This window comes from Flavimaricola marinus (assembly GCF_900184895.1).
Classification (GTDB): domain Bacteria; phylum Pseudomonadota; class Alphaproteobacteria; order Rhodobacterales; family Rhodobacteraceae; genus Flavimaricola; species Flavimaricola marinus.
The window spans coordinates 68,274-79,634 of record NZ_FXZK01000009.1; the positions used below are offsets into that span (position 1 = coordinate 68,274).

At 62.6% G+C, this 11,361-nt stretch carries 12 protein-coding genes; 6 read left to right on the plus strand and 6 right to left on the minus strand.

What is annotated here, in order from left to right; genetic code table 11:
* Positions 1 to 108: 108 nt before the first annotated feature.
* The 6 genes from LOM8899_RS17635 to arsH form a co-directional block, all read right to left on the minus strand.
* A complete protein-coding gene (locus tag LOM8899_RS17635) occupies positions 109 to 1,311 on the minus strand; it encodes an MFS transporter (protein WP_093993569.1) in 1,203 nt (400 codons plus the stop codon).
* A 132-nt stretch (positions 1,312 to 1,443) separates the two neighbouring features.
* A complete protein-coding gene (locus tag LOM8899_RS17640; protein ID WP_245820591.1) occupies positions 1,444 to 2,466 on the minus strand; it encodes an ABC transporter ATP-binding protein in 1,023 nt (340 codons plus the stop codon).
* Positions 2,467 to 2,477: 11 nt separating this feature from the next.
* The gene (locus tag LOM8899_RS17645) at positions 2,478 to 3,302 is read right to left on the minus strand and encodes an ABC transporter permease (RefSeq protein ID WP_093993571.1); all 825 of its coding nucleotides are present in this window, start codon (positions 3,300 to 3,302) and stop codon (positions 2,478 to 2,480) included.
* Complete coding sequence (locus LOM8899_RS17650; protein ID WP_093993572.1) at positions 3,299 to 4,156, minus strand: ABC transporter permease; 858 nt, start codon at positions 4,154 to 4,156, stop codon at positions 3,299 to 3,301. The genes LOM8899_RS17645 and LOM8899_RS17650 overlap by 4 nt, the downstream gene beginning before the upstream one ends.
* Positions 4,157 to 4,200: 44 nt before the next feature.
* Positions 4,201 to 5,433: an ABC transporter substrate-binding protein gene (locus LOM8899_RS17655; protein WP_093993573.1), complete on the minus strand. Its 1,233-nt coding sequence runs from the start codon at positions 5,431 to 5,433 to the stop codon at positions 4,201 to 4,203.
* A 151-nt stretch (positions 5,434 to 5,584) separates the two neighbouring features.
* Positions 5,585 to 6,241 (minus strand): arsenical resistance protein ArsH, encoded by a 657-nt coding sequence (arsH, locus tag LOM8899_RS17660; protein WP_245820597.1) that lies wholly within the window; start codon positions 6,239 to 6,241, stop codon positions 5,585 to 5,587.
* Between arsH and LOM8899_RS23860 the strand changes: the two genes are divergently transcribed.
* From LOM8899_RS23860 to LOM8899_RS17685, 6 genes are all read left to right on the plus strand, one after another.
* Positions 6,215 to 6,340 carry a hypothetical protein gene (locus LOM8899_RS23860; RefSeq protein WP_281253246.1) on the plus strand — a complete coding sequence of 42 codons (126 nt, stop codon included), beginning with the start codon at positions 6,215 to 6,217 and terminating at the stop codon, positions 6,338 to 6,340. The two genes, arsH and LOM8899_RS23860, sit on opposite strands and share 27 nt — an antisense overlap.
* A 146-nt stretch (positions 6,341 to 6,486) precedes the next feature.
* Positions 6,487 to 7,428 carry a 2-hydroxyacid dehydrogenase gene (locus tag LOM8899_RS17665; RefSeq protein ID WP_093993574.1) on the plus strand — a complete coding sequence of 314 codons (942 nt, stop codon included), beginning with the start codon at positions 6,487 to 6,489 and terminating at the stop codon, positions 7,426 to 7,428.
* A gap of 118 nt (positions 7,429 to 7,546) precedes the next feature.
* Positions 7,547 to 8,953 (plus strand): NADP-dependent phosphogluconate dehydrogenase, encoded by a 1,407-nt coding sequence (gene gnd, locus LOM8899_RS17670; RefSeq protein WP_093993575.1) that lies wholly within the window; start codon positions 7,547 to 7,549, stop codon positions 8,951 to 8,953.
* Positions 8,916 to 9,848, plus strand: a complete 933-nt coding sequence (locus tag LOM8899_RS17675) for a TolB family protein (RefSeq protein ID WP_211096225.1) — start codon at positions 8,916 to 8,918, stop codon at positions 9,846 to 9,848. The genes gnd and LOM8899_RS17675 overlap by 38 nt, the downstream gene beginning before the upstream one ends.
* A gap of 41 nt (positions 9,849 to 9,889) precedes the next feature.
* Entirely contained in the window at positions 9,890 to 10,246 is a 357-nt protein-coding gene (locus LOM8899_RS17680; protein WP_093993576.1) for an iron chaperone, read from the plus strand.
* 162 nt (positions 10,247 to 10,408) lie between these two features.
* The gene (locus LOM8899_RS17685; protein WP_093993577.1) at positions 10,409 to 11,359 is read left to right on the plus strand and encodes an MBL fold metallo-hydrolase; all 951 of its coding nucleotides are present in this window, start codon (positions 10,409 to 10,411) and stop codon (positions 11,357 to 11,359) included.
* Positions 11,360 to 11,361: the final 2 nt, after the last annotated feature.

Here is an 11,361-nt window from a genome sequence, read left to right on the forward strand (position 1 = left end):
GCGCAGGCACCGTCACGTTAGAATTGATTGTCTGCATGAATCCAGAAAAGAATTGATGACCAACACTCCAATCCGTCGCCGGCGTCCGGGTATATTGCCTCGACAGGCTCACGCTACGTCGTCGATCTCGGCTTGTCTGGGCAGCAGAATGGTCAGCAAACCAAGGAATGGCAGGTAGGAACTGATCTGGTAGACGAAGGCGATCCCCTTGTAATCCGCAAGAACGCCCAGCACTGCCGCCGCGACCCCGGCCATCCCGAAGGCAAAGCCGAAGAACATCCCGTTCATCAACCCGATCCGGCCCGGCACCAACTCGTGCACATAAACGAGTATGGCCGGAAAGCTCGCCGAGATCAGGACGCCGATCACCACGGACAGGGCAATCGTCGTGGGCAGATTCGCATAGGGCAACCAGAGCGAGAACGGCAGGACCCCGAGCACCGAGATCCAGATCACGAAGAGCGGGCCGAAGCGGTCTCCGACCGGGCCGCCCAGCATCACGCCCAGCGCCATTGCAGCAAGGAAGGCAAACAGCATCAACTGCGACTGCTGAGCCGACAGGCCGAACCGCTCGATCACAAAGAAGGTGTAGTAGCTGGTGAAACCTGCGGTGTAGATATTCTTGGTGAACGTCAGGAGGATCAGCACGAAGATCGCGATCGAAACCCGCCGCCGGGTGAGCGTGTGGGTCTTGATGCTGAGTTTTCGTCCTGCGCTGGCCCGACGGTAGCGGTCATACCAACGCCCGACCTGCCAGAGGATCGCCATCCCGAGCAGAGCCAGTGCCGAAAACCACAAGACGCTGGGGCGCCCCAGTGGCACGACGATAAATGCCGCCAGCAGCGGCCCAATCGCGCTGCCCGTATTTCCACCGGTCTGGAACAGGGATTGAGCCATCCCGAAACGCCCGCCGGACGCCAGCCGCGCGACACGGCTCGCCTCGGGGTGAAATACGGCCGAGCCGATACCGATCAGCATCGCCCCGGTCAGGAGCATCGGGTAGCTGCCACCCAAAGCCAGAAACACCAGTCCGATCAATGTCGACCCCATCCCTATGGTCAGGGATTGGGGCAACGGCCGCTTGTCCGTATAGACCCCCACCACCGGCTGAAGCAGGGAGGCCGTCACCTGAAACGCAAAGGTCAGAAGCCCGATCTGCCAGAAATCCAGAGCGAATTCCGCCTGCAAGAGCGGGTAGATCGACGAAATCAGGGACTGCATCACATCGTTCAACAGATGGCACAGGCTGATCGCCAAAATCACCAGATATGCGGTGTTCGGCTTGTCGACAGCGGTTGAGGCGTTGGTCATGGGCGCTCCGGCGCGGGAATGGCCGGACTGTTTCACAGGATTTTGGAAAGGCCAAGCGCCCGACCGATGTTTCGTCTCTGAGGCTGATGTGGCGTCGTGAGTTTTCTTGCCAAGATGAAGATGCGGCGGCGCTCAAGCCGTCAGCATCCAGAGCGTGTCCGGTGGCAGGCTGATCGTGATGTGATCGCCAACCCTCACGCCGTCGAATTGGGCCGGATTTCCTGTCATTTCGATCGACGTGCCGCCGGTGTTGAGGATCAAGCGAGTTTGAGTGCCGAGGAAGGTCTTTTGCGCCACAAGACAGGCCAGTTGGTTGGGGCCGCATCCGCCAAGAACGACGTTTTCCGGCCTGAAGGTCAACTCCCCCCGCCCGGCCATCGCATCCGGGGGGAGTTTGACACTCCCGAAAGGGCCTTCGAAGGATGCACCGTCGGACGTGCCGGGAATGAAGTTCCTGCCCCCGAAGAAGCGGGCCACCGCGCCGTCGGCGGGACGCCGGTAGAACATGTCCGCCTTGTCGTATTGTCGCATCTCTCCGTCGAGGATCAGGGCGACCTTGTCGGCGAGGATCACGGCCTCTTCTTGATCGTGCGTGACAAAGATCGTGGTGATGGACATTTCCTGTTGCAGGGTCCGGATCAGGTCTCGCATTTCAAGCCGCAGGTGCGCGTCTAGGTTGGAGAGCGGTTCGTCCAGAAGCAGAACCTTTGGCTGCACGATGAGAGCCCGCGCGAGGGCCACCCTTTGCTGTTGCCCGCCCGAAAGCTCGGAAGGCTTGCGCCCACCGAGGCCGGGCAGCCTTACCTGCTCGAGCATTCGATCGACGCGCTGCGCAATCTGCACCGGATCTACGCCCCGCATCTTGAGCCCGAACCCGACATTTGCGGCAACCGTCATATACGGGAACAGAAGGTGGTTTTGAAAAACCATGACCGAGCCGCGTTCGTTCGGCTTGTCCTTCAGGACACTCCGCCCATCGAACAGGATGTTACCGGCCGAAGGTGAGAGGAGCCCTGCGACCATTTTCATCGCCGTGGTCTTGCCGCAGCCTGAAGGGCCGAGGATCGCGACCAGATCGCCGGACGCGATTTCGAGGCTGAGCCTGTCGAGCGCCGGGGACGCGGCGCCCGGATAGACCTTTGTCAGATCTTGCAACGAAACGTGCGTCATAGCCGCCCATAGCCTCCGACGGCGCTGCTGCGTCCCGAGAGGTGCCGTGCGGTCAGGCAAAGGATGATCACGCCGGGCAGGATGTAGATCATCCCGATCGCCCCCGCGATATCGTTTCTGCCGGAGGTCGCGAAGTTGAACAGCAAGAGCGGCAGCGTGACGACCCGTCCACCGCCGATGAGCAGCGTCAGGATATACTGGCTCCACGAAACGAGGAACGCGAACAACCCTCCCACCACGATCCCCGGCAGGATCGCCGGGAGCGTCACATACCAGAAGGTCTTGAGCGGAGTTGCCCCGAGGCTGCGGGCCTGTTGTTCGAACGCCGGGTCGTGATTGGCGAAGACCCCCGCCATGACCAGCGTCATGTAGGGGATCGTGGGGATCAGGTGGACGAGGATCACGCCGTTCACCGTGTTTGCCAGTCCGAGCCAGATGAAGACGCTGTGAATACCCAGCGCCACAGCGATCCCGGGCACGATGGTGGGAGCGAGAATGGCCAGCTCGACCGCCGCCTTGCCCCGGAACCGATACATGCCCAGCGCCCTCCCGGCCGGCACACCGACGAGTATCGACAGGGCCGTGGCACAGACCGAGATGTAGATCGTCAGCCCGAGGCTATCCATCACGCCCGCGGTATCGGACAGGGCATACTCCCAAGCATCGAGCGTCCAGACACGCGGCAGCAGATCGGGAAAGAACCAGCCCTTGGCAAAGGACCAAATCCCCAGCGGGATCAATGGCAGCACCAGCCAGACGATCAGCACCAATGCGGTGATCACCCGGAACGACCGCGTGAAGACGCCGTCCGCACCGCTCATCGCCCCATCCCCCGCCGCGAAAGCCGGATGTAGGCACAGAGCATCGCCGCGCTCAGCAGGGCGATGAGGATCGCGATGGCCATCGCCTCGGGCCGGGACGCCAAATCGACGTCGGTATAGCTTCGGTAAGCCAGAACCGGCAATGCGGCAGGGTAGTTGGCCCCAAGCAGCGCCGGGATCTCATAGGCTCCGAAGGTAAAGGCAAAGACGATGACGCTCGCCGACGACAGGCCCGGCGCGATCAGCGGTAGCAGCACATGCCGGAAGCTCTGCCATTTCGAGGCCCCGAGGCTGCGCGCGACGCTTTCGTAGTCTTCGCCGATGGTTTGCATGTTGGCGAGGATGATCACTCCGATGAAGGGCACCTCTTTCCAGACGTATTGCAGGATGATGCCGATGGCATAGGGGTCATAGACCAGTGCCGGAAACTCAGCGGGGCGGGCGATTAGTTCCCACTCCGCCGCCAGCCGGGCGAAACTGCCCGATTGGGAAAAGAGGTAGAGGATCCCGATGGCACCGACCAGGTGCGGAACGGTGAGATTCAATTGGAACAGGAAGTTGATGATCACCCGGCCTATGAAGGCGCGCCGCAACAACAGAGCCGCCCCTACGGCCAGCACGCAGGAGATCACCGTGGAGGTGAAGGCGATGTGGAACGTCAGCGCGAAGGAGAGATAGAATTCGCGGTCGCTGAAGATCGCGACATAGGCGGCGAGGTTTGGCTCGGTCAGCCCGATGACGGGCATGTAGTTGAAGCTGCGCATCAGCCCGATCGCCAGACCGCCGAAGAACAGAAGGCCGATCACCGAGAGGGCGGGCAGGAGCAGCAGGATGATCTTGGTGCGGTCCGACATCGTTTTGAAAAGGTCCCCGTGGCGGGTGCCACGGGAATTCCTTATCAGTTGCTGCCGACGTTTTCGATCCATCCTTGTTCGATGGCCGCTGTCCAGCTTGCCTGCAGTTCCGGCAGGGCCACGGCGGCCAGCTCTTCGGGATCGACGACGTTGGGGTGCCGCTCGATGCTGGCAAAGAGGGCGGCGTCATCTTCGGGCAGGCGGGTGATGTCGATGGCGGGCTGTGCGCCCCAGACATCGGGGAGCGCCTTTTGCGCCTGTGCCGCAGGCGACAGGAGCAGGTTTTGCAGGACCAGCGCCGCCGCCTTGTTGGGCGAGTTGAACGGGATGATCGTGTAGTTGGTGTTGCCGATGGTGCCATCGGTCAGAGCATAGCCTTGGGTCGTAGGCGGGTAGGTGCCGTTCTCGATATTGACCCCGACGGTGGCCGGTTCGTAATCAAAGATCAGATCGACCTCTTGGTTGGCATAAAGCTGCTGGAGCGTGACGATCGAGTTCGGATAGGTCGCCCCTTCGCGCCAGAGATATGGCTCGATGTCGTTGAGGATATCCCATGTCTTGGCGGCGACCTCGTCATAGACCGCCTGATCGAATGGGCCGAGCAGGTTCTCGACCCCGCCCGCCGCGTGATAGAAGACGTGCCGCACAAAGACGGCGCCGTTGAAATCAGGCAGCGCGGGGTAGGTGAACTGACCGGGATTCGCCTTGATCCAGTCGAGCAACACCGGGATCGAACGGGGCGGATCGTCGAAGCGGGCGGTGTCGTAGGCAAAAGCGAATTGCGCGGTCGACCACGGCACTTCGCAACCATCGACGGGCACGCCGAAGTCGTTGGCGATAGAGGGATTCTCCCAGTTCACATAGGCGTTGTTGGGCAGAAGATCGGTATAGCCGCAATAGGCCAGACCGCCTTGTTTCATGGTGCGGAAGTTCTCGCCGTTGATCCAGATCATGTCGACCGCTCCGGCGTCCGTCACTCCGGCTTCCTTCTCGCCCAACACGAGGTTGACCGCCTCGGAGGTGTCGCTCAGGCCGACCCTGTTGAGGGTGATGTCATACTCGTCGGCCAGAATGCCGCCGATGTACTCGCTGACATACCGGTTGATGCCGTCGGACCCTCCCCAAAGGAAGAAGTTGACCTCGCCACCGCGCGCCAGTTCGACCACCTCGTCCCATGCCATCGCATTGAGCGCGTCGCCGTCGGCGGTGTCGGCCAGAGATGGCATAGCGAGCGCAGTGGTTGCGGCCAAAGCGGCGCAAAAGAGATGATTTCTCATTACCTTACCTTCTAATCCCGTGGTCCTGCCCGCCCGCCAGGGCCGGTCGGCTTGGTGCGCATCATCCTCTAACTCTGCCTCCAGAGCGAGGGCCAATGCATACACAATGTCGTTGGCAACTGTGTCAATCGTCGGCGCACCGGTCGCTTGATCAGGTATTCTTCTGATTGACCCGCTTTGATAGTTCTTCGGCCGTTTCCTTGCGTTCGGAGTAACGGTCGACCAGATACCCGGCGCTGTCGCGGGTGAGCAGGGTGAATTTCACCAGCTCTTCCATCACGTCGACGATGCGATCGTAGTAGGGTGAAGGCTTCATTCGGCCATCGCTGTCGAACTCCAGAAATGCCTTTGGAACGGAGGATTGATTGGGGATGGTCAGCATCCGCATCCAGCGCCCCAGTATCCGTAACTGATTGACAGAGTTGAAGGATTGACTGCCACCAGAGACCTGCATGACGGCGAGGGTCTTGCCCTGAGTGGGCCGCACCGCGCCCAGCGACAGAGGGATCCAATCGATCTGGGCTTTCATGATGCCGGTCATGGCGCCGTGTCTTTCGGGAGAGCACCAGACCATGCCTTCGCTCCATGTCACCAGATCGCGCAGTTCGGCGACCTTGGGGTGGCTTGCGTCGGTGTCGTCGTCGGGCAGCGGCATTCCGGCGGGCGAATAGGTGCGGCATTCGGCACCAAGCCGGGTGAGGATACGCGCGGCCTCTTCGGTCATTTTTCTGCTGTAAGATTGAGGCCTTAGAGACCCATAGAGCAACAGGATGCGCGGCGCATGACTGCTGTGTTCGGCTGGAAACAGCTTTTTCGTATCGGCTTGGTGGAGAAGATCGTCTTGGAGTTGCGGGGTGTCGGTCACTGTCTGGCCTTCGTTTCGGCGGGCGAAAACCCGTTTGGATAAAGCGTCGTTCTGCCGTCGGTATCGCGTCGGTATCGTTTTCGGTAACATCGCGGCCATGCATCGGCCCAAGCGGGTCCGAACGACGGTTGGCCCGGTTATGTGGACCGCCTCGTTCGACGTCAAGTAATCGGCAACAAGGGACAGCCATGACGCGGATAGAGATATTGCAGATGGGGCCGTTTCCCGAGTGGGATCAGACCCCGTTGGATGCAGCATACCGGATGCACCGCTATTTCGAGGCCGCAGACCCGGCGGCGCTTTTGGCTGAGGTCGGGCCTCGTGTGCAGGCGATCGCAACCCGCGGCTCGATCGGAGCCGGTGCCGACGTCATCGCCGCGTGTCCAGACCTGCGTCTCGTCGCGGTTTACGGTGTCGGCTATGACGCGGTCGATCTGTCGGCCTGCCGCGACCGCGGGATCCGACTGACGAACACGCCGGACGTTCTGACCGGCGATGTGGCCGATCTCGGCGTGGCCATGATGCTGGCGCAGGCGCGCGGGATCGTGGCGGCGGATGGCTTTGTCCGGTCGGGGGAATGGACGCGCACTGCCGCTCCGCTGACCCGTCGCGTGCACGGAGGCCGGGCCGGCATTCTGGGAATGGGCCGCATCGGTCGGGCCGTGGCCGAGCGCCTTGCCGGTTTTCAGATGCAGATCGCCTATTCCGATCTGGCCCCTGTCGACCTGCCGGGCGCGACGTTCATCGCCGACCCCGTGGACCTCGCCAAGACCGTGGACGTCTTGTTCGTCACCCTCGCCGCCTCGGCGGCGACACGCGGCATCGTGGGCGCGGACGTCCTGGCCGCTCTGGGGCCCGATGGATTGCTCGTCAACATCAGCCGGGCATCGAACGTGGACGAACCCGCCCTGCTGGCCGCGCTTGAGAGCGGAACGCTGGGGGCCGCCGCGCTGGATGTCTTTGACGGGGAACCGCGGATCGATCCGCGGTTTCTGGCCTTGGACAATGTCTTGTTGCAGCCGCACCACGCCTCTGCCACCCATCAGACCCGCCGCGACATGGGCCAGCTGATGCGCGACAATATCGACGCTTTCTTTGCCGGACGTCCGCTTCCGAGTATGGTCATTTGACCGGTGCTTGCCCTTCCTGCGCCTAAATGGCACGAATGCGGCAGTGAATGGCTATGGCCGAGCGCCGCCCTGATCGGGCCGCTCGCGCCCGTGTCTGAAGGAAAAGGATCACCACCACATGAGCACCGCAGAGATTGGCCTGATCGGGCTTGGCACCATGGGCGCGGCTCTCGCGCTGAATATCGCGGAGAAGGGTTTCGACATCGCCGTCTGGAACCGAACGGGTTCGGTAACCAAGGAATTCGCCGCGGGCGCCGGTGATCTGGCCGACAAGATCACCGCCACCGACAGCCTCGAGGATCTGGTCAACGCGATTGCCAAGCCCCGCAGCATCATCCTGATGGTCCCCGCCGGAAAGCCGGTCGACGATCAGATCGCCGCGCTGCGCCCGCTGCTCGACAAGGGTGACATGATCATCGACGCGGGCAACGCCAATTTCCACGACACCAACCGCCGTGATGCTGACACTGGCGATCTGGCGTTTCTGGGCATGGGCGTTTCGGGCGGCGAAGACGGCGCCCGCCACGGTCCGTCGATCATGGGCGGCGGCCCCAAGTCTGCATGGGACCGGGTCTCCCACATCATGGAGGCGATCAGCGCCAAGCATGAGGGCATCCCCTGCGCCACCTGGATGGGCGAGGCCGGTGCCGGCCATTTCGTCAAAGCCGTGCACAACGGCATCGAATATGCCGACATGCAGATGATCGCAGAGGTCTATGGCGTGATGCGCGATGGCATGGGCAAGACCCCCGCCGAGATCGCCGCCGTGTTCGACCGCTGGAACGAGGGTCCGCTGCAGTCTTATCTGACCGAGATTTCCGCCAAGGTTTCCGCCGCTGTTGATCCCGCCACCGGAACGCCGATGCTCGACGTCATCCTCGACGCCGCGGGCCAGAAGGGCACCGGCCGCTGGACGGTCATCGAGGCACAGCATCTTGCGGCCCCCGTCCCTGCGATGGAAGCTGCGGTGATGGCCCGCAACCTGTCCTCGCGCGTGGCCGAGCGCGCGGCGGGCGAGGCGCTGTTCAGCGCCGCCCCCCGGATGTTGCCCGAGGGTGTGATGAACATCGACGAGCTGGAGAACGCGCTGATCGCGGGCAAGATCGTTTGCTATGCTCAGGGCTTTGGCCTGATCAGCGCCGCCTCGGACGAGTTCGGCTGGAAGCTGCCTTTGCCCGAGATCGCCAAGGTCTGGCGCGCCGGCTGTATCATCCGCTCCACGATGCTGAACGACATGGCCGAGGCTCTGGCCGAGGACGGTTCCCGCAATCTGATGCATGCTCCGTATTTCGCAGAGCTGCTCAAGGACAGCCATTGGGGCCTGCGCGCCACCGTGGCCGAGGCCGCCCGCTACGGCTTGCCCGCTCCGGCACTCGCCTCTGGCCTCGCCTATTTCGACATGATGCGCACCGGTCGCTCCACCGCCAACATGATCCAGGCCCAGCGCGATTTCTTTGGCGCTCACGGCTTTGACCGGATTGATGGCCATGACGGTCATCATGGCCCTTGGGGCAGTCATGGCTGACAGCCAGCGACCGTGGTCCAGCCGCAGGCTGGGCCCGAAGCAGGTGTCTGAACTGGTCATCGCCAGCCGGGACGGCGAACGGATCACCGTCGTCTTCGAGACCGGCGATCTGATCGAGGCGCCGAACTGGACGCCGGATGGCGCGTCGTTGATCTACAACGCCGATGGTCGTTTGTGGCGTATCTCGGTCGATGGCCGTATCGGGCCGGAGCGGATTGACACGACCCCGGTCGAGAACCTGAACAACGATCACGTGCTGTCTCCGGACGGCACGCTGATCTATGTCACCTCCAACGACGGCCACATCTATGTGCTCCCCATTGCCGGCGGTGTTCCCGAGCGCGTCACCAACGAACATCCGGAGGGGTATCGCCACTACCTGCACGGCGTGTCGCCGGATGGGAAGACACTGGCCTATGTCCGCCTGCGTCGGTCCGGGGATGGCGTGCAGACTTGGATCGCCACCATCCCGGCGGCGGGCGGCGAGGATACCATCCTGACCGACGGCGCTTGCCCCGTGGACGGGCCGGAGTTTTCGGCGGACGGCGCGTCGGTCTATTTCAATTCCGAGGCTGCGGCGACGCGCCCCGGACATGCCCAGATCTTCCGTTGTCGCCCGGATGGGGCGGGGTTGGAGCAATTGACCCATGACGACCGGGTGAACTGGTTTCCGCACGCCGCCCCGGATGGCACGATCTTCAGCTATATCAGCTTTCCCCCCGGCACCGAGGGGCATCCGCCGGACCGCGATGTGATCTTGCGGACCATGGCACCGGACGGGTCGGACATCCGCGATCTGGACGTGTTCAACGGCGGGCAAGGGACGATCAACGTGCCAAGCTGGTCGCCGGGTTCGGATCGGCTGGCCTATGTGCGGTATCCGCAGCGAGACTAGTGCCGGGTTGCGCCGTGGCTGGGTATTGCTGATGGTGGGGCATGTCAAAGTATGCCGATCACGAGGCCTATATCGCCGCGGCCGCAGAGGACCTGCAGCCGCTCTTGGTGCAACTGCGGGCGCGTCTTGCCGACGTGCTGCCGGACGCCGAGGAACTCATAGCCTATGACATGCCCGGGTTTGGTTTCGACAAAACCATCATTGCCGGATATGCCGCGTTCTCCAAACAATGCGGCCTGTATGTCTCGAAGGGCGCGATTGCCGCCCACGCAGCGGACATTGCCGCCGCCGGCCTGAAGTCGACCAAGACCGGCGTTACCTTTTCCCCGCGCAAACCGATCCCCGAAGATCTGATCGACAAACTCGCTCTCGCGTCGCGGCGCGAGCTGGGCGTTTAGGCGTCCATCCAGCCTGAAACCCAATAAATCGTAGGTGCACCGTCGCCGCAGCTTTCGTCCTGACGCACCCCTGGGCGCGGCTTGGGGCGTATGTTCTTCCTTGTTAGTTACAAAAACAACCAATATCCGCAGTGCAACGGGATTACTCAGAGGATTTGACCCATGGCCAAAGCATTCGCCTCGCAAGGTGACATGACGGAAAAGAAGATCACCTTTGACGAGGTTGGCCGCGACCTTTGGGCCTTTACCGCCGAGGGCGATCCGAATTCCGGCATCATCATCGGCGATGAGAGCGTGATGATCGTCGAGGCTCAGGCGACCCCCCGGCTCGCCGCCAAGGTGATCGAAAAGGTCCGCTCGGTGACCGACAAGCCGATCAGCCATGTGGTGCTGACCCATTACCACGCCGTCCGCGTGCTGGGCGCCAGCGCCTATGGTGCCGATCAGATCATCATGTCGGATACCGCCCGCGCCATGGTCGCCGAAAGGGGGCAGGAGGACTGGGACAGCGAGTTCCAACGCTTTCCCCGCCTGTTCGAGGGCCATGAGAGCATCCCCGGTTTGACGTGGCCCACCACCACTTTCAGCGACATGATGACCGTCTATCTGGGCAATCGCCGGGTCGATCTGATGCATCTGGGCCGCGCCCATACGGCGGGCGATATCGTCATCCATGTGCCCGATGAGAACGTCATGTTCACCGGCGATATCGTCGAGGACCATTCGGCCTGCTATTGCGGCGACGGCCATTTCGCGGATTGGGGCGATACACTCGATAACATCGCCTCGTTCGATGTGGACGCAATCGCACCGGGGCGCGGCGGCGCCCTGATCGGCAAGGATGCCGTCAACCGCGCCATCGAAAGCGCCCGTGATTTCGTGGACAGCACCTACGCCCCTGCTGCGCGGGTTGCCGCGCGGGGCGGGACGCTGAAGGAAGCATGGGACGCCGTCCGCGCCTCCTGCGATCCGAAGTTTGCCGATTATGCCATCTATGAGCACTGTCTGCCCTTCAACGTGGCCCGCGCCTATGACGAAGCCCGCGGCATGGACCACCCGCGCATCTGGACCGCCGAACGCGATCTGGCGATGTGGGCGGATTTGCAGGGCTAGGG

What these genes read in the sequence shown, in the direction of transcription:
- LOM8899_RS17635 (WP_093993569.1), bottom strand. Translation starts at nt 1,311, where the DNA reads ATGACCAACGCCTCAACCGCTGTCGACAAGCCGAACACCGCATATCTG.
- LOM8899_RS17645 (WP_093993571.1), bottom strand. Translation starts at nt 3,302, where the DNA reads ATGAGCGGTGCGGACGGCGTCTTCACGCGGTCGTTCCGGGTGATCACC.
- LOM8899_RS17650 (WP_093993572.1), bottom strand. Translation starts at nt 4,156, where the DNA reads ATGTCGGACCGCACCAAGATCATCCTGCTGCTCCTGCCCGCCCTCTCG.
- LOM8899_RS17655 (WP_093993573.1), bottom strand. Translation starts at nt 5,433, where the DNA reads ATGAGAAATCATCTCTTTTGCGCCGCTTTGGCCGCAACCACTGCGCTC.
- LOM8899_RS23860 (WP_281253246.1), top strand. Translation starts at nt 6,215, where the DNA reads ATGACTGCTGTGTTCGGCTGGAAACAGCTTTTTCGTATCGGCTTGGTG.
- LOM8899_RS17665 (WP_093993574.1), top strand. Translation starts at nt 6,487, where the DNA reads ATGACGCGGATAGAGATATTGCAGATGGGGCCGTTTCCCGAGTGGGAT.
- gnd (WP_093993575.1), top strand. Translation starts at nt 7,547, where the DNA reads ATGAGCACCGCAGAGATTGGCCTGATCGGGCTTGGCACCATGGGCGCG.
- LOM8899_RS17675 (WP_211096225.1), top strand. Translation starts at nt 8,916, where the DNA reads ATGACGGTCATCATGGCCCTTGGGGCAGTCATGGCTGACAGCCAGCGA.
- LOM8899_RS17680 (WP_093993576.1), top strand. Translation starts at nt 9,890, where the DNA reads ATGTCAAAGTATGCCGATCACGAGGCCTATATCGCCGCGGCCGCAGAG.
- LOM8899_RS17685 (WP_093993577.1), top strand. Translation starts at nt 10,409, where the DNA reads ATGGCCAAAGCATTCGCCTCGCAAGGTGACATGACGGAAAAGAAGATC.